We start from the raw sequence: 24,534 nt of genomic DNA, 5'->3' as shown, positions 1-24,534 counted from the left end.
AATTCAGAGCCCCATAACTCCCACGCGATGATTACCGTTTTTCGGTGATCAATTTTCTTTTTTTATTCTAAAAAATATACCGCAAAGCATTGAAAAATATATGGAATTAGCCGGTATTCGGAGATTGAAATCGACCAAGCTATGCAGAAGGAGCAGGATTATACCAACACCGCAGGATAATTGAACCAGTATATGCGGATTTTCTTTTGTTCCCTTCCATAGATACTGCCATTGCATGATAAAAAGCCATATTGCCGTCAACAGAAGCAGCCCCCCCCCCATTCCCATCTCAAACAACCATTGCAAATAGTCGTTGTGAGCATAGTTAACAAAACCCGTTATCTCTGGTACTTGAAAACGTGGATAGATATATGGAAATGTTCCCGGCCCGGAACCAAAGGGGAGAAAATATCGAATACCTTCCCAAGTGGAGGCAAACAGCGTCCATCGGCTATCCGACAGAGGATTTTGATTGGCCAGGCGTTCAAAAACTGGCAGCAAACCGATTTCGGCCGCGCAGGTAAAAACTATTACAACGGTAATCAACGTCGTTTTTCTCACCATCGTTAGCGAGCGTAGCTTTAGCAATAGGAATGCCGTTAACAAAACTCCAAACATACCTAAAGCCAACCCCGTTCGGGAACGGGTAAACACGATTCCCAGCAGCAACAGCACGCTCACTACAAACAATACCCCACTGCGCATATTTCCTAAAACCGCCAGCTTGGCAAAACGGCCACGCTTGGAATGCGCAAACTGACTCACCGATACGAAAAAAAACATCAATGCGAGCGGCAAAAACATTTCCAGAAAGCCTGCAAGATGGTTTCGATTAGGATAGGTTCCGATTCCACTATCAGCATGACCTGTCATTCCAAACCGTAGCAAGCTTTCGGAGCCTTGGGTGTACTGCAATAATCCCAGCAGCGATTGAAAAACTGCGATTGCCAAAACCACATAAACAAGTCGAATCAGCTGCGAGTAGGAGCTGTTAACAAAAAACAAAAATACTGCTATCACAGGGATTAGCGCTACCCACGCGTCGAGGCTCGCTCCAGAGTATAGAGTGATCGCGTGGAAGCTTGTTTTTTCTGGTAGCTGATTCAGAATTTCAACATAAATAGATGTACCTGGTAGCAACTCCCAAATCGATGTGGGTAGTGGAACCAGATAAATGACCGGCAAACAAATTAGAGCCACCAGCCAGCCAAATACACCGACCGTCAAATTCTCACGTTTCCACACAAAATATCCGAGAGCAAGGAGAATCAAGCCGAGTAACTCCAGACTCATCAAAGCCAGTGGTCGATTTCCTCCTCGATACAGAGGCGCGAAAACAATGATAGCAAGACAGAAATAAAAGGATAACGTGGAAGGAAAATAGGAATGGGTTCTCCCGCTAGGGGAAGAATTTTCTAACGAAGTCATTCAACCAAAAAAGTTCTAGGCCGGGCTAATAGGTTCGCCGTTTTCACCAGGCTCACCGGTTACACCACCAACTGTATTATCACCAGTTTCTCCTGATGTGCCACCTGTTGTCGGACCTACATCAACCGGCTCACCCGCTCCGCCAACTATCGCAGAAAACCCAATCGCGCCCAACACGGTTGCCGGTACCGCTAACTTAGTTGCCAGACCTTCTATGCCGCCGGATTCCGAAGCAGGAACCTCTTTTGGTGTATCGGCATCACTAATCTGAATAGGTTCTTCTTCAATGACTATCCCGCCCAGTGCCCCGTTTCCAGCTGGTTTAGCCGCGTCGTTTGTAGGAGTGTTTACTATGCCTATCGCCGCCGCATAGCGCGTGCCCATAAATTTGACGGTACTTGCGTTAATCTCGCAGAGACTTCCTGCAGGAATAGTTACTAAAGCATTTTGACGGATCTTGACGAAACAGGCTTCACCTTGGGCGAGCACCACAACAGAATGATCAAGGATATACACTTGGTCACCAGAATGTAGCACTTGTCCTGGTTTGGCGCTGATAAAGGCCTGGCCGTTGTTGACCAACACCAACCCTTTGAATTCATTGATTTTAACCTCGGCTGCCGAAACTGACAAGGAAGTAAAAGCCGCTCCCAGGATGCATCCCCAAATATACTGTTTCATAGTCCTTATCACTCTTTCCATCAATGTAGTAACTAATAGGAATAGAAGGGATTATAGTATAGGCGCCGCGGTTTACAAACGCTTAATCTCCAACTGATCAAACCAGAGCTCCCCTTTTACTCTTTGTTCTACTTCATTGCGACCATCGGCGACCAGTGACAGCTTCTGAACATCGCATTGATGCTGGATCTCGATCTTCATGCTAAAAGTTTCCCACGCGGAATTTCCCACAAAGTGGCTTGATCGTCCGAGGTTTTCATAACGGGGTGATACACAGTCGAGGCGCCACTGGACCCCACGGACGGCGCGTAAGGTCTGCGCCCTATAACGCCCGTTCAGCACATATTCTCCTGGCAATAGGCGAGTTAACTGCGATATATGCTGAAAACGAGCAGGGTCATCGCGAAAGATAATGTGCAAAGCCTTTCTGCCCGTTACTCCCGGTATATAGGCCGTCTCTATATAAGCGTGTCCCCGCCGTATATGCCAACCGAATCCATAATTAGATATCTTATGTTCAAAGCCGCCATTAAACAATAAGCCTGTATGTTTCCTGGACTCATCATCGAGACTGTTTAGCCAATATAAGTAGGCTCGATCCCAGGAACGTTCTTCTATTAGAAAACTAATCAGAACGCGCTGTTCTTCATCTGAAACCGCATTTTTATATAGTCTACGTTTCTCAAAAATGCTTTCCAGCAGAGGAAGATTTTCCGAATTCCTTGCCAGAAATCGATAAAGTCTTGGCCACCAGCTACCAGCGCTACCTATCCAACTGTCATATTCGGAAGAAGACATTTCTTGTCTGAGAAATTCCTGAAAAAACGGAAACAATCGGTCATCGTAGTTTCTTGTAATTGATAGGGCCTCACTCCAGAGGTTGAGCGCCTTTAAAATCTGTCCTTTTTCGAGCCAGTATGCTGCCGCTTGGGTCAATATTTCACCGTCGACCGGGCGCAATTGAGCGGCTGCCTCGACTAGAGCATCTGTATTTTTCGTCGAATCTTCTGCGGCGGACGCAAGTAAAACGTATTGAAGTATGGCGAAACTATTGGAAGGGTTATGCTGTATAGAAGAGATGAGTAGTTCTTTTCTGGCATCGCTATCAACTGTAAAGAAAGCGACTTTGTATTCGGCAAAAGCATTATGATTCCATTCTATTGCCTGTTGAAGCTTTGATAAGTCTTTATAAGAGGCTAAATGATTTCCAATTCCATTTGAAAACACCAAACCTGTCAAAATCAAAAACGGTATTACACCAAATAAGGTAGTAATTGCCGATTTATTCATTAGTTATTCAAATTATAGGTATGCAACATATCGGTGAGAAACAGTTTATCTTGCTTCTTCACGAAACCAATTGAAATTGTGCCAACAACGCGTTGCTGAGTATTGCCCTTTTGCTTTACAGTGACAACGAAGTCACCTTTACCACGAGCCTTATCATCCTTGATTAACCAACTTACGTTAGTGATATCAATGGTACGCATTATCGTATTCGCAAATAGCGCCTGATAATCTTTGCGTATACCTTCTTTGTTTTCCTGATCATTTGTATATGCTTCGTCGACAAACATTTCCATAAAGGCATCAATATCACCGGTTTCATAGACCAGTGAGAATTTCTGCAACATCTCATTTAACTCCTTCTTGTTAGGAATAGGAGCTTTCGTTTCGACGATATTCTTCTTCTGATCTCCATTTGAGGAAATCTGAGCGACTTTTGTCTTAGCTTCTGTATCCAGGCCGCTCTCTGCAACCTGACTTTCTTTAGTTGTTTTGGGTGGTTTTCGCTCAACCGGTTCCTTTGTTACTTTCTTAGGCGTAACTTTCTCAACTACAACTGGCGTCGGCGTCACCGCTTCATCTCTTCGCTTGTTGGACGTCGATAAGCGTGTGCTTTGATCTGTTAACACTGGTGTTTTCTTGCCAACCGACTCCTTTTCTACCGATATCTCTGGCTGGGTCTGTCTGATAGATTCGCTCACACTGCTTTTAGCCTCGTACACTGGCTCTTCAACATGAGCGGGAGCAGTTTCTTGGGTATTTGATTCTTCGGTTATGGCTTCTCGATTGATTCCACCCGATCGAATAGGTTTGTCTGAATCAGCCAAGGACGCAATGTGACTGGCCGACGAATTATCAGACATAGTGGTCGTATAAAACCAGAAACCACCGCCTCCCGCCGCCATAAGAAAGACCAACAATGCCCAAATGAGGCCAGACCCTGATTTTTTGCTCTCGCCAGAGTCGTATTCAATTTGTGGATCAGTTGTCGCAACTTCCATGTTTGAGTCTGGTTCTTCAACGTCAACACTATCAACAAAGGCCGACTGTTGAGATACATCTTGATTAGCCTGTAACTGAAGGTCTTCAAGAAACTGATCATATGCAATTCGCTTATGCGGATCACGCAAGGTCGCATAGGCTTGATTTATTCGCTGAGTGTGTCGCCTGTCCCATTGTTCCGCGTCGATATTGCTGTCCGGCTGGAATAACTTAAATAAATGTTGGTAGTGAATCTTAACCGATGCTTCATCGACTCTGCTGGGCAACCCCAATCGTCGGTAATAATCTGCCGAACTATTCAGCAAGGTCTCTTGGACATAAAATCGTATCGCTCTCTTGAGTTCACGTTGATCTGTCTTTCCGAACAAATGATGCAGATGTCCTGGTATTTGTCGCTGTCCACTAGTCAATTCCAGCAGATTGCGCAAATGAGGAGAAACCGGTTTATGAGCATGCTCAAAAAGCAGTTCCATATTACGTGTTTGATTTAACTGAACAACTTCACGTAAAAAAGCAACCCACTCATGTTCTGATGGTAAAGTTTTCGGTTGTATTGAGGGCAATTCTTCGCGTTTTGGCTGGGCAGAACTATTATTGGAAACCAGCGTCAGGCTTGGCCGGACAATATCGACTTCCTTCTCCTGTTCGCGCTCAACAGCTACCTTTGTTTCTTTTGTGGTCGCTTCCACTTTTTCTGGAGGCGAATTTTTTGTGACAGTTTGCTCCACTATCTGTTTTACGGGTAAATCTAATTCCTGATCGTCTTCGATATCGTCGACGACGTCATCATCGTCATCGTCGACGAACTGAAATTTCATCGCTTCGGTCGGAGCATCCTCGGGTTTCTTACCAGTACCCTCATACATTAATTCCTTAGCAACATTCTGTACCGCGTTCTCATCAACGACATCGATACCTTCCAATGATCCAAACAACAACAATCTGTCACAGAAGGTGTTAACACGTCTGGGAATACCCTGAGTTAAGGCGTAGATATGCGCAAAGGCACGTTTGGTAAAAGCAGGATTTTCCCCCGTCCAACCCACTCTGGTCAGGCGGTGCATGATGTAGTCTCTCGTGTCGCGTGCGCTAAGTGGCTCTAAATGTGTGGCTGCGACTACCCGCTGTCTCAACTGCTCATACTTGGGCATGTATAACATATCTCGAAACTGTTCTTGCCCAAGCAGGAATATCTGCACTAGCGCGTTGTTGCCCTGATAGAAGTTCGAGAGCATGCGCAATTCTTCGATCGATTCAAATGGCAGGTTCTGTGCCTCATCAATCATCAACAAACAGTGATATCCGGCGCGAAACTTGGCCAGAAAGAATTGCTCCAGGCGCTTTAGAAGACTGGCCTTGGAAGTGTTTTCATGTTCAAGCCCATAAGAGGCTGCCACCATACGTAAAACATCGTCAGCCTGAAGGTGAGTTGTGTTGAGCTCTGAAACAACGATACGCTCACTGCCAACTTCCTGTAACAGTGTCCGCGCGATAGTGGTTTTCCCGGTGCCAGGGGTACCGGTAACGACGATAAACCCCTCTTTTTGTGTAAGACCATAACGCAAATACGCCAGCGCGCGGTTATGTCCCTTACTTCCAAAATAAAAAGAAGGGTCCGGACTCAGCCGGAATGGAATCTCGGAATATCCGTAATGAGAGTCGTACACTTATTTACCTATTAATCTTAGGCTTAGGATATTATCACAATGAACTTGCAATTACACTGGCAGCCGAGGCTGGTCCTGCCCATCGGAACGTTCATAGTAATAATAACCGGCATATTGCCCATACCCAACCATATGCTCGCTGACTTTGGTTACCAAACCACCAATGAGATGAGCCCGCGCATTGCGCAGTCGTTTAACACTCGATTTAAGCGAATCTTGGCGCGTGACGCCTGACTCTGCGACTATCAGGGTCCCATCTGCCATATTTGACAACAATAGCGCGTCGGCCAGACCCAAAACAGGCGGGCCATCAAGAACAATACAGTCGAATGCTTCGCGGGCGTAAACCAGCAACTCCTGCATCCGCGTCCCTGACAAAAGCTCAGCCGGATTTGGACACACTGGACCTGATGTAATTACAAACAAGTTATCAATATTTGTCGCGTGTGACACATCAATCGGTTTACTGTTGCCGGTCAGAAAATTGGAAAGCCCATCGGCATTAGATAGATTGAGCATTTTGTGTAATGACGGATTCCGCAGGTCTGTATCGACAAGCAATACCTTCTTGCCCGTCTGATTAAACGTAATCGCCGTGCTAAGCGCTGTTGTACTCTTACCTTCACCAGGAGAAGGACTGGTTACCAACATGACTTGCGGTGCACCGTTAGTGGTGGAAAAATTCAGCGCCGTACGCATTGAGCGATAGGCTTCCGCAACTGCCGATGACGGATCGGTATAGCACATCAGGGCTACATCTACATCATCGCGCCCTTTCGATTCATGGAAGGGAATCAGGCCAATAACGGGAAGTTGTACCAGTCTCTCGAAATCCTCTGGCATTTTTATGCTGTCATCCAGGTGCTCGAAAAGAAACGCCAGACCGACTCCGCCTAGAAATCCGACGAACAGTGCTAACAACATGTTGATGAGCAGACGTGGCTTGTGTTTCTTGTCAGGAATCGCAGCGGGATCTACCACCGAAATATTATTGGTACTGATTCCACCCGCTACCCCAACCTCTTTCATACGTTGTAGCAAGCCTTCGTATAACTCTCGATTAGTGTCGACCTCACGCTTGAGTATATTGTACTGTATACTACGATCCTGCAGAGCTAACACGCTTTCTTTAATTTCCGCCAAATTCTCGCGCAACATGTTTTCTTTGTCTCTGGCTGCATTGTATTTGGCTTCTAAAGCCGCACGTACACTAGCAATTTCGAGATGAATCTTCTTCTCAATAATCTCAATCTGCCCTGCTAGCTGCAACATCGCCGGATATGCAGGCTTAAATACTCGGCGCTTGTCTTCATATTCAGCTTCCAGCTTTGCTTTGTTGTTTTTCAGCGTTTGTATGACTTCACTATCAAGTATTTCGGATAAATGATCATCCTCCGCTTTCCTCATTTCATTGAAAATTGCCTCACTGGAAATTCTAGCCTGTTCCGCCCTAGCGAGGGCAAGGTTCGTTTCACGCAATTTTTCAGTATCGATATTTTGCTTGTCATCAATATTAATGATTTGATTTTGCCGTGCGAACGCCACCAAACGCTGCTCAGACTCTTCAAGGCGAATCTTCACGCTTGCCAGGCGCTCATCAAGAAATGATTTCGCATATGAGGAAGCATCGTATCGACGCTCCAGATTCATGTTGATGTAGTTTTCGGCATAGTTATTCACAATCATTGTCGCGGTTTCAGGGTCTGTACTATCGAAATGCACGCGAACCAAACGTGAATTCTTGACTGGCTCCACCGTTAATCGATTTAAAAAATATTCCAGCCATCGATTATCTTCGCTTAATCGATTCTCCTGCTCCTCTGCAAACCAGAGCAACATTTCACCCATAACAGCGCGCAGACTGGAAGGCTCCGTTTCCTTTAACAGTACGGGATGGTGGATCAGGTCTAGTTCATTTATCACGCGTTTGACTAAGGTATAACTTCTGAGCAATTCGTATTGGGTCTGATAAAAGTCTTTATCATTGATAGACTCGACTGGCGTCACATCCTGGTAATTGAGCACCTTGGGTGATTCACGATCAATTTGCAACAACAAACTAGCGCGGTAGATTGGCGTCATCAACATGCTGGCAATCAAGGTAGTGAACAACACCAAGCCAGCAAAGAGTAAAATAATCGACTGTCGACGTCTGAGTATCTGCCAATAATCACGTAGATTGACCTGAGGTTCTTCCTGATACGATTCTAATACCAATTGACGAGCGAGGTAGTTATCGTCGACCGCGTCCGTTTTTCTTCGGCGTTCAGAAAGATGTCGAACCTCTCCCCCACCGATATCGCTACGCCGACGTTCAGGCCATTGAGACATTAAAAAGGTCTCCCAAATGTGACAAAGCCGCGCAAGGTATCGGTCAGTGCTTTGGTAAACGATCTAAATGTGGCGCGATGAACGACTAGAATATCATTGCCAAATACCAGCGGATCTCGCGTCTCGCCGTTGCGTATCGCTTTAACATCGAGAACATAACTCAGCATTCGACCATCACGATTAGGGCGAAAGAGTTGCACGCCACCAATATCCGCCAAATCCGTCAGTCCCTCTGCCATGGCAATCGCCTGTAAAACAGTCGTACGTCCCGTCAATGCATATAGACCAGGCTTCTTCACCTCGCCTTCTAGCGTTACTTTCTGGCTTGCATATTCTTTTACAAATACACTGACATGTGGTTCTTGAAGAAAACTCAACTGCAGCGATTTTGCGATTATCTGTTCCAGTTCCTCGCTGGTTTTTCCATGTGCCACGACCGAGCCAATCAAGGGCAGACTGATGCTTCCCCGCGAATTAACTCTGACAACTCGGGTAAATTCTTCCACTCTGAATACGTCTACTTCTAGCAAATCATGCGGTCCAATTCTGTACTCATGGGTACCTGCTTCCGGGCGCGTACTAGGGTCGCCATATTCAAGTGAATGTGGATCCGCAGCAATAATATCCAACTCCTGCTGAGCCATCGACTCAAACGGAAAAAATACTAATATCGTAATCACCAAAATTAGTCGCACCATAACTCTGAACGGACTCAATCCCGGTTTAATTTGTCCAGTCATATCGATCTAGGAACTCACTGCAATTTATTTTGAAAATACTGTTAACATAATCTGAAGACAGGGCCGGCATATGATATACCAGTAACCGACAGGACGACACTAAAGCTGGCAATATCATTGAGTACCAGCGGGCATAATAGACGATTTGACTTAATGAGCTGTTAAAGGGAAGTTTTCCGCGGATAAGACTGCATATAAACAAAAGCCACGAGTAACAACATGTCCCTGTTGTAAATCTCGTGGCCTCGTAAGTATCTTCTTATTATTTGTCCGTAACTTCTTATGTTTGCGAGAGGTCTTACCTCATTCGCTGATTAGTCCTTCCATAAAGCCACCTGTCCATACGGCAGGAAATAGAAGCCTACTACAACCAGCACGGGAGGTTTAGCAGGTATCGGACCAATTCATTTTTTGTCATTAAATACAATTAATTAGACCCATTCAACCATCAACCAATACTGGTTTGTAAGATATCTCGACAGGATAATTGGTTTCAAAAAAACACCCCAAGTGTCTTTTCACCCAAATATATACTCTAAAATTAATACGTTAATGAGTTTTAGTGACGCAAAATTAGAATTCGTGTGTTAAACAATTAATACATTAGTATTAGCAGGTTAGTGTCAAGTATTCCGGCAACTTCTGAGCTAGACCACCCATAAAAACCACCCGAAATTATAGAAAGCGTGCAGCAATATTGAAGGAAGCACACTATCATAGCGCTCACGAAACAAGCCAAATACCAGGGAGGGAAAAAAAACAAGGCCCGCCAACATCGCATGTTGCGCCACTATATGCACACCAGCGAACACAATGGATGTCAGAACATTCGCAGAACTCACCAACCACAGCGTCACACTCAAGCGGTTAAGCCGTAACAATTGACCTTGTAGCCAGCCACGAAATGCCAACTCTTCTAACAAAGGATAAATGAGAACGACCATTAATAGAAAGGTCGTGGAATCTTTCTTTGGAGATTCAAACGAAAAAACGGCGTCGCCAAAAACGTTGAGAATTATCCAAAGAATAATGGCAGCCAGGCAGGCAAACCAGAACAAAGGATCTCTGGCTAATCGACTAAACATGTCGTCGCATGTGAACTATGTTGCTGGGATAAATGGGTCCGCGTGAATATCGTAAAGCGATGCACCTGCAAGATAGCTTTTGAGCTTGGTCTTCTCCACCATATCTGGATGTCCGCATAAAAATACACGCCAATTCTTCAGATCCTTGTTCTCTTTGAGCGCCAAGTCATTCGCACGCCCCTCATGAAAACCTACAGGCAAATTTGATTCTCCGGAAACACACGCAGTATATTCGAAATTACTCACGTCATCAGCAAACTTCCGTAACTCACGATCCAGATAAAGTCCGTTTCGGGTCCTGCTACCGTGAAACAATTTGATCTGCCCTGTATGCCCCGACGCCACAGCTGAACGGGCGATCCCGTACAGTGGCGACAATCCTGTTCCAGTGCCGACAAGAAGCAGATTTTGATCCAGTTTTTCCGCTAGGTAAAAACTACTTCCAAGGGCATCACCGATTACAATTTCGTCACCTGGTTTTAGGTCTTGTGCAAGCCAATCACTAACTTGTCCGCCCTTAACATGTTTTATATGTAGCTCGAGGAAGGCTTCAGAATCGCCCATGCTCGCAAGAGAATAAGATCGAGTTATGACAGGTGTTTTGTAGAGGTTGATGAATTGACCAGGACGATAGCTAAAACCATCGGGAACATCTAGCCTAAGACGAATCACATCGTCAGCGATGTGATCTTTTTGCAATACACTTACCGTGTGCTGTTGACCACTCACGTCAGGTAGTAATACCGTCATATCGGCGCTTGGACGACAGGAGCACGATAGAAAAAGACCCTGCGCTTTTTCGGTATCCTTTAATCCACGTTGAGACTCTTCAGGAACCACTCCCTCTGTCACTTTTAGTGTGCAGGTATGGCAAGTACCTTTCTTGCAACTATGGGGAACTTCAACACCGTGCCGCAGCAAGCAATCTAAAACAGATTCCTCGCCCTCAGTGGTATAGAACTTTTCTCTAAATTGGAGCTGCGGCATGGCGTGAAAACTTAGCGGCCTAACACATCGTTACGAGTGCTTTCTGCAATGGCCGCTGCCTCAGCGATCATGTCTTGCGGTACATTCAGCTCCTGCAAGGTAGCCCCTAAATTCTCGATAACCGCATCGAAGTCTACGTCACCTAAGCCTTTCGCAACGAGGTGAGCGTGTCCGTCGCGCATATCTTTGCCGGTATAGCTATGTGGGCCACCAAACGCCATGGTAAGAAAGGCTTTCTGCTTGGCCGCTTGCTTTTCCATGTTTGTATTTTCGAACCAATGATTGATACGATCATCCGCAAGAACTTTACGATAGAAGATGTCCACAGCTGCATTTACAGCCGCTTCCCCACCCAGGCGATCATACAATGTTTCACTCATTTACTTTTTCTCCGTGGTTATTGACATACAAAACTCAATCTAAAAAAGTGTCCCTACCATATCGTCCTTTAAAGATGCATCTTAAATGCATTAAATATCGGGTTATTGAATTTGTCAATAAATATATATCCTGAATACATGTTTTTGAACGTGAACTGAATACGGAGTAAACTGGGCTACAACCGAGGTGACCCATGCAACTTACCCTTTACACCGATTATTCTCTCAGAACTCTGATTTATCTGGAAATTCATGGTGACAAACTGAGCACAATCGGTGAAATAGCCGAGTTTTATCAAATCTCACGCAATCATTTAGTCAAGGTCGTCCATAACCTGGTTTTGAAAGGCTATATAATTTCCACAAGGGGAAAAGGGGGTGGCTTGAGTTTATCGGGCAAGGCAATAGACATCAATATCGCCGATGTCGTTATGGACACAGAGCCTCATTTCAATGTTGTTGAATGTTTCGATGCGGAAAGCCCAGCATGTACCGTGGAACCCGTTTGTCGACTAAAAGCCGTACTAGGCCGGGCAACTGATGCGTTTTTAGCCGAGTTGAGACGATATACGCTGGCTGACATGGTTTCATGCGCGGTAGAAGAAGGGGCAGAGACAGCGGTAAAATGGTTCCCTCGCAAGCCATCTTAAACTAGCCAAGCCACGGCGACGACGAGCATAAGACACTCCGTTATTTCCACGTATGCCCCAATAATATCACCGGTATATCCTCCGAGCAGGAGTCGCCAATAGAAATAAAAAATTACAAAACTTGCTACTGCTGCCGCAAACATGAGAATGCCTAGCCAGGCAGCAAGCGCTATCACGACAAGAAATGTGAGCAGTAAAATTGCGGCAAGAGTCGTATGAGAAATCGCATCGCTATATCCAGAGGCCAAACCACCTTCACTTCGTAGATATTGCATAGAGGTAAAAAATAGCAACATTGTTGCGCGTGGGACTATGGGAACCAGAAAAAAAACGAGCAGGTTGTCGCCAGGTAACAAAGCCGAGACCGCAGACCATTTGACTAACAATGTGAGCACCACGACACTCACAGCGGCAGCCCCGGTGTGCGGATCCTTCATAATAGCGAGAATACGATCCTTTTGCCCTCTACCACCTGCCCAGGCATCAGCCGTATCCGCTAAGCCGTCCATGTGCAGATTACCCGTTAACGCGACCCATACGATCAAAACTAGGGCAGCCTGGAGATAATCCGGAAGAGCTTGTGTAAGGACAATAAAACACGCCAGTACAAAACCAATAACCGCGCCTGCAATAGGAAAGGCTTTTACCGAGCTCGCCAACTCGTGATCTGTGGGAACGGTTGGCGATGATTTCACCGGGAGACGAGTTAAAAACTGAAGTGCTAGGCGAATTGCCGAGATTGACTTACGTATCAACGGAAATCAGCCTCTTGCCACAAGATCTTTTATAAACGTCTCGCAATCCAAACAAGACTTACAATGAAACATTGTTCCTTATAATACCCACGGCGAGACCTTCAATTTGAAAATCGCTATGATTTTTGGGGTTCACTTCAATAATGTCAAAGTCTGGATTTTCGGGTTCCAGGAATACGACACGGCCCTTTTTGCGATATCTCTTGACGGTGACTTCACCGTCTATTCGTGCAACGACTACCTGCCCACTGCGCACTCTTTCAGTTTTATGAACAGCAAGCAGATCTCCTTCATAAATACCGGCGTCCCGCATACTCATGCCTTGCACCTGTAGAAGATAATTTGCCTGGGGTTCAAACAAATACGGATCTATCTTGTAATAGGTCTCGACATATTCTTCCGACAAAATCGGGCTACCAGCTGCTACACGCCCAACAACAGGCAGTCCTTCACGCTCGCCTTCCTGCTCGATCAAGCGTAACCCACGAGAAGCTCCGGGCAAAATTTCTACATAGCCCTTTCTCTCAAGTGCTCTCAAATGATCTTCCGCTGCATTTGGAGATCTGAAGCCAAGAATTTCTGCAATCTCCGCTCTGGTTGGCGGAAACCCGGTATCTTCGATATATTCCTTTATAACGTCCAGAATTAACGCCTGGCGGTCGGTTAACGCCGTCATAATACACCCCTGTTGTCAAGCACAGCACTGTTCAAGCATACAGGACGTAATTTTTAAATTCAACCTAAAATATTTTGACTGGATAAACGAATTGATCAGGCTTGTGGCTCGGAAAGCGTAAACGCGGGTCTTTCTAATACTTGTTCGTCGATGGCGGTTTGACTTGTTCTCGTCCTTGCCCTAGTCGCCTTTTTTACTTTATCGATATTCGCAACAGAGAGTCCCAGGAAGACAAAAAAATAAGCGGCATTTGAGGGAATATAGAAATTGAAATCCACCAGAGCGTGCACTAGCATGCTCACCACCCCAAACATCCCCACGCTGGTAGCAACAAGCACATGGACATTGGAGGACGCACGTAAAATGCGGAAGGCCGCACCGATACATAACAGTATCAAAATAGCCATTATTGCAAAGCCGCTAATCCCCTGCTCGACTAGTACCTGAATATAGTCATTGTGCACGTGATTGACGAACACTGACATGTGCCGACTTTCATATACTGGAAAAACCGTGGCGAAATTGCCCGCTCCTACTCCGAATAGAGGAAAATCTTTAAATATTTGTAAGGAAATTTCCCATATCTCCATACGCGTGAGCATATCGGTGTCAACATTCTTTAACTCATCAATAATGATTTTGTTTCCAAATAGAAAAATCATAAATAGCAGCAGCAGCGCCAAACCAACCATGCGACGGCCGAACCATTCTTTTCCTTTATCGTTTATGTTGATTAACACAAATACCGATAGAAAGGCGACAACAAAGGCGATACCAGCACCACGTGACTGGGCCAACAAAAGGGCCACGATACACAATATCAAGTAAACGGTAACAGAAAATTGCTGAGTTCCAAAACTACGTATAAAACCTACGGTGCCACTTCGATTACTGTAGGTCGCCAACAGCAAAAGACCCAGGACGCTACCAACCACCATATTTAGGTAGGCAGCAAAATGATTATTGTTGACAAATGTTCCATGCAATATGGTAAAGGCACTGGTGGCTGCGTAATTGTAAATCAGTTCTCCGATTCCATAGATACTCTGCAATACGCCGGACACAGACATCGCTAGTAATAGCCAGACTAGCCGACTATTTCCATTTACGAGTAAAACAGTTAGTAGGAACACAGAGATATAGGAAATGAAACGAATCAGATATTCTATAGTTTGATTGCGATCGACACTTATAGACAAGGCTTCAGCACCTACATAGATGTCCTGCAAAGATAGTTTTCCTAAGTGTTGAGGTGAATACTGTTTGATGATATCAATTGGTATGAGGACGACTTGCGCTATTTGTAAAGATACCAGGGCTATAAACATCAGATAAACGAGCTTAAGCCTGAAGAAGCTTTTTGTAAGCGTCATTCTACGAACCGAAAGCAAAGCGGCAGACCAGGCAAGCAAAATTGTCGATGCAGTAGACAACAGCGTCCAACCGATATCCCTGTTACTGCCTAGCGGAATAGGTGCCCAGACCAGCAATATCAGAAATAGTGCAAAAATTATCTTTTCTTGAAGATTACTATAAACTACTTCATTCATCGTATTTTCAACACTTCCTTGCCTGCTGCTTGCGTAAGTATTCGTTCAACTCATTTCCATTCTTTTCTATTCGTCTTATAATCTCCCAGTGTTCTTTACGCGTAACGAGCTTTTTCAGTTCACCTTCCCATTTTTGCCTGTAGGCGAGTACTATAAGCCCATAAACACGGTAGTCTTGTTCCAGCGTTTGGCGAACGACTGCGCGAATCTCATCTTTCAGATCCACAGGCAACACGCTCCACATTCCTACCCCAAGCCAAATCAGACGCTGTTGCACCTTCTCTTGCCACCTGCCATATTGAAACGCTTTTCGCATCGCATCGAATGTCTCTTTGTCAATCTGCTGATTTAACAACCGTGCCTGCGCAACGTTCACCCAGGCCAGCGCCCAGGTTGGACGCTGAGTTGTCGCCTCTTGATAATAGTCTAGCGACTGCTTTCGACTGATTTTGGCGTCATCGCTCCATATAGGCTTTGATAGCGCACGAAATTCATGCAATCGACCCAAATCAAGAGATACATTTGCATCAAATTGTTCTATCTTTTTCGCTTGATTCAGATTCTCCGCCTGTGTCTGCCATTCCCCATCATCGCTGACAGTTCCACGACATTCCCATTGATCTAGATTGTATTCCGCTATCAAGGTTAGAAAAGATGAATAAGTGAGAGCACCTGTGCCTAATAAGACCGCGAACAAAGCCGGGAAGATGAAGAGAAATGTGAATCGTATCCTGGACAGTCGCATCATGCACCTGTTCAGGCTAATTTGGGCATCTTGCCATCACTCTGGTATTTCTCGTAACCGTAATAGTAATGGTCACCATAGGAATGAATGGTGCGAATATTAGCCATAGACAGAACTGTGCCCAAGACCCTGGCTCCTGCACGATTTAGTCGGTCTAAGGCGCCATACACTGCTTTTTTATGAGTACTTTCTGCACCCACGACCAGCACGACACCGTCGCATTTGGAAGATATCACTATTGAATCGCTAACAGGTAATACTGGTGGTGAATCGATTACAATGTATTCAAACTTTTTACTGAGTTTTTTCAAAACTTCGTCAAAACGCTTACTTGAGAACATTTCGAGTGGATTAGCAGGCATTGTCTTTACTGGCATAACATAGAGGTTCTCCGCCGCGTCGTCCTTTACTACACAATCTTTCAATTTATGCTTACCTGCAACATACTCAAAAATTCCACCCAAGACTTTCCCTTTCATAAACTCTCCTACGCGAGGTCGACGCGTATCGGCCTCTATCAAAAGTGTCGGGCCAAGCATGGACATTGAAATGGCAAGATTGCTGCTGACGGTAGTTTTTCCCTCTGATGCAACAGCCGATGTGACCAGGGTAATTTTTGGCGCCCTGTCACTCGAACTGAATATCACATTCGTTCGAATATTATTTATCGCTTCAGCAGCAGAGGATCGTGATTTCCCGACCGCAATCTTCTCAGCCGAATATTTTCGAATTTCTCGACGTGACAACTGAGGCATAATACCCAGTACCGGTACGCCGGGGATTGAAAGTAAGTCCTCGGCGGTCTTGAAGGTTGGATCATTGGCTTCTCGAATGACAGCCATGCCTAGACTTAAGCCGAATCCGATCAGAAACGAGAAGAGCATAATCTTAGTTCGATTGGGCTTATAGGGCGCACTGGGAACCGCTGCTGGGTCTAGCACTCTAACATCGGCAACATTGTCCGCGCGATTGATATCGGCCTCTTTCAAACGCATCAATAATAAATCATAAAGTTCTCTATTGGTGGAAACATCCATTTCCATTTTGGCGAGTTCAAATTGTTTGTCTTTTGTCGAAGCTAATTCCTGTTGTAGCTGCTTGTATAGTGCATCTGTTTCTTTTTCCTGCTCCAACGCCAAATCCAATGATCTTTTCACACGGCGAAAAACTCGCTGAGCCTCTGCTTTTGCCTGAGCAGAGAGTTGCTGGTATCGAGACCGGGCAGCCTTCATTTTCGGATGTTTCTCCCCATATCGTTTGGATAACAGGCTTACTTCTCGATTTGCGTCACTTTCACGCAACTTTGCTTCGAGCAGTTGGTCGTCGTCTACGATTGAAGAAATCGCCTTGACTCCAGAGGCGGAGACGATTTTCTTTGCCTCGTTGTAGACGGCTTCCGCGTCCGCGCGCATCGCCCTGGCCTTAACAATCTGCGATGTAATCCCGCCTAGTTTGCTGCTTCTGACGCTATTTTCATCATTACTATCCACGATGCTTTTTTCCACTTGAAAGGCCTTTAACCTTGCCTCAGACTGCACCAGTGTTTTCCGCACTTCCTCTAACCTGGCACTCAACCAACCCGCCGTATTCACATCCGATTCATTTTTTACCTTCTTCAATACTTCCAAGTATACTGCCACTATTTCGTTGGCTACTTTGGCTGCGATCACCTTGTCTGTGGATTCGTACGATATTCTGATGATAGATTTGGCGCTCTCGTACGCCACATCAAGTCTCTGTGCAAAAGCTTTTATATAGATGGGTATTTCTTCCAGCCCCTCATCTCTTTCTTCACGACTGATTTTTGCTTCTTGGTTTGCACCCGTCACTTTGCTAATTACAATATCAAGCATCCCCTTTTTCTGAGGAAGAAAATCAGCATGCTTCTTCAGCCCAAGGTTAGAGATAACGGCTTCTGCAACCGCTCGGCTTCGTATTAATTCAATTTGCGCCTGTTCGTAGTTCAGACTTCTGGTCAGACCGACCGGTGTGTGTATGGAATATTGCGCGGATTTATTAGAATCGACCACAAGTGTTACTGAAGTACGATAGGCCGGTGGTATATTGGCTGCCCAAAAATAACCTATAACAGTAGACAAGATTGAAAAGCTTATAATGGTAAGAAGATTACGACGCAAAACGGCAAAATAATTTCCCATACCCTCAGCCTTACCATGCGTGGTTAATCTGCTGTTGTGGGATGAGTTCCTGTTGCGAGACATCTACCAATACTTCCTGTTAAAAGAGGCTTTCGCCCACTGTTAAAATATCTCCTGGCCCCATTTCCTGGTCCAGATCGATTACCTTAATCTCTGATATGCCATTTTCCTTTTTTAATAATATTTTCTCGTGGGAAGCACGATCCGTCATGCCGCCAGAAATTGAAATCGCTTTTCTTACGGTTAGTCCCTCTACAAAGGTATATGCCCCTGGACTTCTCAACTGCCCGTTTGTAAAAAAATTTCGATAGCTCCTAATTGCTACCGTAATTTTCGGTTCTTTTAGATACCCATCGCGATACATGGCGGTTACATCCTGCTCAATTTCGGTCACAGTCCTACCAACCGCTTTTACAGAACCCACCAGGGGTAGAGTTATTTCCCCGCTCTTTTGAATTCGTACAACGTCCAGACTTAAGTCCGGTTCGTCATAAACAGTTACCGACAAAACCTCTCCAAAACCGAGCTTATACTCTTTCGCAAACGCAACGCCTGTATATAGTACTGAAAGCACAAGCAGTGCTATCAACAACCATATTTGTCGCTCGCTGGTAGGTAAATACATATTCGCGCCCAATCTTTTATATAAACCTCCCTGTTTTTTCCGAAAATACATTACGTTATGATCATTAGACCGTACATAGTAATGTTATTTATCAAAGGGAACCTCGAACTGTGACGGTGGCCTCACTATTTAACAACAAATTTGTTGAGTAATCGTCAAGTCCGTTTATGTTCTTAAAACAGGTACAGTTTCTGGAATTCCACTTACCAGTAGTTTTATCGACAGGGAAATATTGATTCTTTAACAAAAGCTAAATTAACTTGTTGCGAGATAAGGTATTTTTTCAAGACATGGGACAGGACAAACTCAGCGCACGGACAACATCGAGCGTTTGGTGATTTATGATTCTTTCGTCGAAATATTGCAAGGCAATTTGGCGGCTATTTTTACCGAAGTCACTTCTTAGTTCTGGTTGACTAATGAGTAGCTCCAGTGCCTGTGCAAGTCGTCGTACATCTTTTACAGGAACGAGAATGCCATTAATCCCATCTTGGACTATACCGCGGCAGCCCGCAATGTCTGACGCAATAATAGGCTTCCCGCAAGCGGCAGCCTCCAGCAATATTTTCGGTGTCCCTTCACGGTACGAAGGTAGAACAACGATATCGGATTGTAGTATTAGCGAGGGCATGTCTTCTACATGCCCTAGGTATCGTACCCACAATCCGTCGTCGAGTTGCTCTGCTTCGCTGCGACTAAGTGAGGATGGATTTTCTGTATAAATATCTCCAGCGATCAATATTTCACAGTTTACCGAGCTGTTTTTCAGTAATTCTTTCGCTTCAAGCAATTCACATATGCCTTTTTCTTTTAACAGCCGAGAGGCAAATAATACCTTAACTCGCTTCTGCCCCCGACGCTCTTTTCTCGGCTTGAACAATTCACAATTCACCCCCGAACCGCGCACAATATTCGCCTGACGAGAGGTCACCAATTTCTCACCGACAAATACCTCTCTGTCGTCTTCATTTTGAAAGATGACCTGCACTGCGGGTGAAGATAGGATCATGCGATAGAGTAATTTCACAAAGCCTCGTATTACCCACGCCTTTACTCCTGGCGCAGTGAAAACATGACCGAGGCCAGTTATGCCATTGACTATCTGAACTCCACCCATTAAACGTGCGATGAGCGAACCATATAGTGCTGGTTTGATCGTAAAGTTGTGAAGCAGAACAGGCTTGTGCCGGCGAAATATTGAGAATAGTTGCATCAATACGCGAAACTCGCGATACGGGTTCATGCTTTTCGTGATTAAGGGGATCTTTATCCAGTTAAATCCTTCGTCAAGTAGCTTGGCGGCGTAATATTCGCCTGGCGACAGCAGCACGACCTCAAAACCGTGTCTCTGATATTCTCTGATTAAAGAGCGGCGAAAGTTGTACAAGTACCAGTCGGTATTTGCAAACATAATTATTGTCTGTTTCTTGTCCGTAGCGCGCATCACATCCGCCAGTTCGGTGATCGTATACTGCTATATCGGACAACGCCTATTCCCTCTGAAATTCAATTTAATTTGACTATATCCACATTTCTTATAGAGCAGATTAATTCTGTCTATAGGCGGCGCTACGACTCATTTCCTATTAGACGCGCTTTCTGGAAAGATATAGAACGACCATTAATAGCACCGGAAGTATTTGAAGACGAAATCGAACGGCTGCGCCCATGTTTTGGTACGATGCTATCGAGTAAAACAATGCCCAAACCACTATTAATGATATCGCCCAAATCAGAATCGGGTGTTGCAATTCGCTAAAGCGTGTTCGCATGAATGCAAGAATAGTGAGTATGAATATGATCAAATTCTCGAATCCCGAAAGCGTGCCAAACAAATTCAATACTTCTCCTGGAAATGGGCGGAACAAGGCGGTGAATGCGCCAAGTGGAATAAACTTCATAGTCGCATCCAGGCTGTTCAAACCTCCCTCAATAGTCTGCCCGGACCCACCGCGATCAGCCCAACTGTGTGAAATACTATCAGACGTGAGAATGAGGTCTGCTAGACTGCCTATATTGAATCCGCTGAATAACTCTTGCGATGTGAAATAGACCCCGACAGCGGAAGCTGCGATTATGAGAAACCGGTTCAGCAGAGGTAGCGGAAAAAGAAGAAAATAGGGTATTAGCGGAATCGTAAGTATTAGGCCATACCAAAATCGAATATATGAAGCGATATAGATTCCAAATGCAATTAAGATAATATAATGCAAACGCCTATCCGCATAAAATCCTACTACACCAACGATATAAATCGCAATACCGATAAAATTAATCGGATCTTTACCAAGGATAGACGTCCAAAACAATATACTTGGAAAAAATGAAAGAACGTAGAACACTTTAACGTCGCAATTCAAATAGACCTTTTTTGCAGCAGTATATATCAAATACACACCTAAAAACCCTATAAGCGCCCATATTACTTTCATCGCATGATAAGAATCCGGCAAGTAAACCTGATAGAGTCGCGCCAGATTGATTATATTGGCAGTGCCAGCGCCTTGTATAAAGTCTTCAGCACGAAACTCGCCATGTCGCGATTCAGCATAGTAATTAAAGGCATCTAGCCCGATCTGTCCGTAATGGTACTCATATACCAGCATCCCCCCTAGAACAACTAAAGATTTTACTACCCAAACATTAAATAGTGGCAACTTGTCTTGATTCGGTACTGGCCAGATACTAATGCTGATTCCGATAATGATCGCTGTGACGAAACCTATATAGTAATCACTAAAAATATCACCATCATGTATAACCGAGCCTGCCACTTCCACCCACTGAACGAAAAGAGGAATCAATAGGATAAGTCCAATCATGATTATTGCTGGTAAATATTTTTGCTGGGTAAACACTAATTTTTTCCTTCGATACTCAATAATCGTTTATAGATATCGTGATACTTTTTGGCACCGTCAGACACGGAAAATTTCTCCTCTGCGACTCGTCTACACCTGTCATGTAAATCACTATCGCTTAAAAATGTCTCTAGCTTTTCGATAACCAGGTCCATTTCCCTAATGTTATCTACATTGAGTATCAAGCCAACATTTGAGTCCGTTAAGACCTCAGCAACATCCCCAATTCCGTCATTCGTTATGCAAGGTATGCCGCAAGCGAGAATCTCCCCAAGTTTGGTTGGCATGGATGCAATCTTTGAGAACGCTGGTTTTATGAAAAACACCGAAATATCCACTGAGGAAATTTCCTCAGGCATTTCCTCATAGCGTTTTTCATCCAAGGTGTATTGAGAATTCCGTATACCGTTTTCAAACAGCATACATTCTACTTTCTTATGATCTCCACGATTGACAATTTTTAATACAGAGTCAGGATATCGTAAAAGTAGATGACGAAAAAACAGAATCGTTTTGTCAAATTGATACCAGGTGCTAACATTTCCAAAATATCCAATGGTAATTTTTTTCTTGTTATTACTTTTTTTCTTCTTGTCGACAACTGGATGAAAAGCATCCAAATTAACGCAGGTTGGTATGACCTCATGTATGAGCGATTCTCTTGCCATACCGCTTTTGATTAGCCATAGTTTCACTTTATGCGTGAGAGAAACCAGTGCAGATGCACGATTCACTAAATGTCTTTCTATATTTTTCGCTACTCTAAATTTCCGACTATGCGGCTTCCAAATTCCGCCGTCGACACGTTCGTCCACCCATAACCCGCGCATATCGAACAAATAGGGAATTCGCAGAAGCTTTTTCAACAAAAGTGCAATGGTCGCTGCTACGTAACTTCTGGCATGTACCAGATCTATGCCATGCCGCAGATGTGTTCTGAACCCAACGTAGACTCCCTGCGAGATGTCCCAGGTAGTAGACACCAATGAGAGGCGTTTGTGATAGCGTAAGCGTATCCATTCAATACTGGCCAGTCGCAGTGACTCTTCCGCGTTACGAACATTCTCCGTGTCCTCTAAGTCACTCTGGCGTTCGTAACTAAGCAGTACAATCCTGTACTGCTTTGCAAGTAACAACAAATATTGCTTGACCTGCGAGCTACCAAGAGGTTCGAGGAGGCCATCATAGCTGATATAGAATATCGTTTTCATTTCTGCGAGCTATCGACTTCGCTCTTTCATTTCAAACATAACATTTTGAATACACTTTCGTTTTGCCAATACCCCACCCTAGCAATTTGTCTGCCGTAGAAGCATCTGCCATCCCTCAGCGGTATATCTATCAAATAACTAAAGAATTTTCGCCATCTAACCGATGAAACGTTTAGCGGTCGAATCTTCTTTATAGGGGTCTAAACGTAATTGGACAAAAAAATCATACTCTTCGAGTGCAATGAGATACCGTGGCGTATCCTCGATTTCTATTGTGATCGCTATCCTCAATCAACTTTGGCGCATTTGCTCACACAGAGTCGACAATATGAAACCTATACAGAAGATGAAACCTCATTGAGTCCGTGGAAAACATGGCCCTCACTTCACCGAGGAGTGAATGACAGGACACATCTGATATCCGATTTAGGGGATGATCTGACAGAGGCTAACCGTGCCTATCGCCCCGTATGGCAAATACTTGCGGAAAGCGGTATTCGGACCGGCGTATTTGGCAGTCTGCATTCATATCCACTGCCGACCAATATCGATGACTACGATTTTTATGTTCCCGATACATTTTCCAAAGGTGTCGATTGTCACCCCAAAAGTCTAAACACATTTCAAGCCTTCAACTTACGCATGGTACAATCCTCATCAATGAACGTATCGCGTGGCATTCCAATCTCCGCAGCGGCACACGTTGTCGCGAAACTTCCTTCCCTGGGCATCACCACCAGGTCTCTTGCCAAAGTAGGATCACAGTTAGCAACAGAAATGTTAAACAGCAGAAGAAAAGTACGTCGGCGCACCATGCAGAGTGTACTTGCCTTTGATATTTTTATGAAACAACTCAAATCAAATAAACCGGATTTTGTTACATTCTTTACAAATCATGTTGCCTCAACCATGCATCGGTTCTGGGCAGCGGCCTTTCCCGAAGACTATGAGCAATCCGTTTACCCTAACGAATGGCAGCATCACTATGCCCGTGAAATAGAATTTGTCATGCACACGTTAGATGGTTTTTTAAGATCTCTGATGAATTTTGTGCATCAAAACCCCGGATACAGCCTATGGCTTACATCAAGCATGGGACAGGCCGCGACTACACCGCGACGGATAGAAACGCAGCTCCTATTACACGACCCAAAAAAACTATTTAATGTGTTAGGACTAAATGCGGAGGATTGGAGCCGTGCGCCTGCGATGAGCCCTAATTACAGCTTTAAGGTTGCCGCAGACAAAGCCAACAAACTCGAAAGATCACTTTTACAATTTCTCATTAACGGTGAACCATTGTCATTTCGCCGCTCGTCTGAAAATCTGTTCAGCCTGGATTTTGGTCACCCTAACCTAGATCTAAGTAAGAGCGCTTTGTCTATTAACAAACAGTCTTATAGTTTCGATGCAATAGGACTGAAAAATACGAAAATTGAGGAGATGTGCAACGCAAATGCCTATCATATACCGCAAGGAAGCCTCGCTATATACGAACCTAACAGCCCTGGAACAAAAGAACGCCCTCAAATTTCCACATTAGATATCGCTCCTGCTTTACTGGCTAACTACGCAATAAAACCGCCAGCCTATATGCACAGAGCTGTTAACATCTAAGAATTTCGACGTACATTTTCTGGTGTGCTAGCCGAGACAGTTGCTGACTGAGGTTTTGTTCGAAACCGTTTCTCTATGTATCGGTACATAAATGCCG

Annotated in this window: 20 protein-coding genes; 2 read left to right on the top strand and 18 right to left on the bottom strand. The window is 44.6% G+C overall.

Translation table 11 applies throughout. The features are described from left to right. Positions 1–48: 48 nt before the first annotated feature. The 9 genes from OEZ43_10060 to OEZ43_10020 form a co-directional block, all read right to left on the bottom strand. Positions 49–1,245 carry an O-antigen ligase family protein gene (locus OEZ43_10060; protein MDH5545928.1) on the bottom strand — a complete coding sequence of 399 codons (1,197 nt, stop codon included), beginning with the start codon at positions 1,243–1,245 and terminating at the stop codon, positions 49–51. Between the two features lie 198 nt (positions 1,246–1,443). Then, positions 1,444–2,109: a hypothetical protein gene (locus OEZ43_10055; protein ID MDH5545927.1), complete on the bottom strand. Its 666-nt coding sequence runs from the start codon at positions 2,107–2,109 to the stop codon at positions 1,444–1,446. Between the two features lie 72 nt (positions 2,110–2,181). After that, positions 2,182–3,399 (bottom strand): hypothetical protein, encoded by a 1,218-nt coding sequence (locus OEZ43_10050; protein ID MDH5545926.1) that lies wholly within the window; start codon positions 3,397–3,399, stop codon positions 2,182–2,184. Then, positions 3,399–6,065, bottom strand: coding sequence for an XrtA-associated ATPase (locus tag OEZ43_10045; protein ID MDH5545925.1), 2,667 nt, complete (start codon positions 6,063–6,065; stop codon positions 3,399–3,401). Before OEZ43_10045 ends, OEZ43_10050 begins: the two co-directional genes overlap by 1 nt. Before the next feature lie 51 nt (positions 6,066–6,116). Next, positions 6,117–8,396: a polysaccharide biosynthesis tyrosine autokinase gene (locus OEZ43_10040; protein MDH5545924.1), complete on the bottom strand. Its 2,280-nt coding sequence runs from the start codon at positions 8,394–8,396 to the stop codon at positions 6,117–6,119. Then, positions 8,396–9,136: a polysaccharide export protein gene (locus OEZ43_10035; protein ID MDH5545923.1), complete on the bottom strand. Its 741-nt coding sequence runs from the start codon at positions 9,134–9,136 to the stop codon at positions 8,396–8,398. The genes OEZ43_10040 and OEZ43_10035 overlap by 1 nt, the downstream gene beginning before the upstream one ends. Positions 9,137–9,783: 647 nt before the next feature. After that, a complete protein-coding gene (gene mrtJ / locus OEZ43_10030; protein ID MDH5545922.1) occupies positions 9,784–10,221 on the bottom strand; it encodes a JDVT-CTERM system glutamic-type intramembrane protease in 438 nt (145 codons plus the stop codon). Positions 10,222–10,236: 15 nt separating this feature from the next. Next, positions 10,237–11,208 (bottom strand): FAD-binding oxidoreductase, encoded by a 972-nt coding sequence (locus OEZ43_10025; protein MDH5545921.1) that lies wholly within the window; start codon positions 11,206–11,208, stop codon positions 10,237–10,239. Between the two features lie 11 nt (positions 11,209–11,219). Further along, positions 11,220–11,588: a group 1 truncated hemoglobin gene (locus OEZ43_10020; GenBank protein MDH5545920.1), complete on the bottom strand. Its 369-nt coding sequence runs from the start codon at positions 11,586–11,588 to the stop codon at positions 11,220–11,222. A gap of 194 nt (positions 11,589–11,782) precedes the next feature. Between OEZ43_10020 and OEZ43_10015 the strand changes: the two genes are divergently transcribed. Further along, positions 11,783–12,238, top strand: coding sequence for an Rrf2 family transcriptional regulator (locus tag OEZ43_10015; protein ID MDH5545919.1), 456 nt, complete (start codon positions 11,783–11,785; stop codon positions 12,236–12,238). Here the strand turns inward: OEZ43_10015 and cobS are convergent. From cobS to OEZ43_09970, 9 genes are all read right to left on the bottom strand, one after another. Then, a complete protein-coding gene (gene cobS / locus OEZ43_10010) occupies positions 12,235–12,993 on the bottom strand; it encodes an adenosylcobinamide-GDP ribazoletransferase (GenBank protein MDH5545918.1) in 759 nt (252 codons plus the stop codon). The two genes, OEZ43_10015 and cobS, sit on opposite strands and share 4 nt — an antisense overlap. 58 nt (positions 12,994–13,051) lie before the next feature. After that, on the bottom strand, positions 13,052–13,669 hold the full coding sequence (lexA, locus tag OEZ43_10005) for a transcriptional repressor LexA (protein ID MDH5545917.1): 618 nt from the start codon (positions 13,667–13,669) through the stop codon (positions 13,052–13,054). Between the two features lie 95 nt (positions 13,670–13,764). Continuing rightward, complete coding sequence (locus OEZ43_10000; GenBank protein MDH5545916.1) at positions 13,765–15,219, bottom strand: O-antigen ligase family protein; 1,455 nt, start codon at positions 15,217–15,219, stop codon at positions 13,765–13,767. A 7-nt stretch (positions 15,220–15,226) separates the two neighbouring features. After that, on the bottom strand, positions 15,227–15,967 hold the full coding sequence (locus tag OEZ43_09995) for a hypothetical protein (GenBank protein ID MDH5545915.1): 741 nt from the start codon (positions 15,965–15,967) through the stop codon (positions 15,227–15,229). 8 nt (positions 15,968–15,975) lie between these two features. Further along, on the bottom strand, positions 15,976–18,186 hold the full coding sequence (locus OEZ43_09990; protein ID MDH5545914.1) for a polysaccharide biosynthesis tyrosine autokinase: 2,211 nt from the start codon (positions 18,184–18,186) through the stop codon (positions 15,976–15,978). Positions 18,187–18,202: 16 nt separating this feature from the next. After that, on the bottom strand, positions 18,203–18,748 hold the full coding sequence (locus tag OEZ43_09985; GenBank protein ID MDH5545913.1) for a polysaccharide export protein: 546 nt from the start codon (positions 18,746–18,748) through the stop codon (positions 18,203–18,205). A 283-nt stretch (positions 18,749–19,031) separates the two neighbouring features. Beyond that, complete coding sequence (locus OEZ43_09980; protein MDH5545912.1) at positions 19,032–20,192, bottom strand: glycosyltransferase family 4 protein; 1,161 nt, start codon at positions 20,190–20,192, stop codon at positions 19,032–19,034. A 142-nt stretch (positions 20,193–20,334) separates the two neighbouring features. Beyond that, positions 20,335–21,570 (bottom strand): hypothetical protein, encoded by a 1,236-nt coding sequence (locus OEZ43_09975; GenBank protein MDH5545911.1) that lies wholly within the window; start codon positions 21,568–21,570, stop codon positions 20,335–20,337. 35 nt (positions 21,571–21,605) lie between these two features. Further along, positions 21,606–22,820 (bottom strand): glycosyltransferase, encoded by a 1,215-nt coding sequence (locus tag OEZ43_09970; GenBank protein MDH5545910.1) that lies wholly within the window; start codon positions 22,818–22,820, stop codon positions 21,606–21,608. Between the two features lie 210 nt (positions 22,821–23,030). Here OEZ43_09970 and OEZ43_09965 point away from each other — a divergent pair, with 210 nt between their 5' ends. Beyond that, the gene (locus tag OEZ43_09965; protein ID MDH5545909.1) at positions 23,031–24,437 is read left to right on the top strand and encodes a hypothetical protein; all 1,407 of its coding nucleotides are present in this window, start codon (positions 23,031–23,033) and stop codon (positions 24,435–24,437) included. The last annotated feature ends 97 nt before the right edge of the window (positions 24,438–24,534 follow it).

It is taken from the genome of Gammaproteobacteria bacterium, assembly GCA_029881255.1.
Taxonomy (GTDB): Bacteria; Pseudomonadota; Gammaproteobacteria; order S012-40; family S012-40; genus JAOUMY01.
The sequence above is the reverse complement of the archived record's forward strand: the minus strand, read 5'-3'. Positions and strand labels throughout refer to the sequence as shown.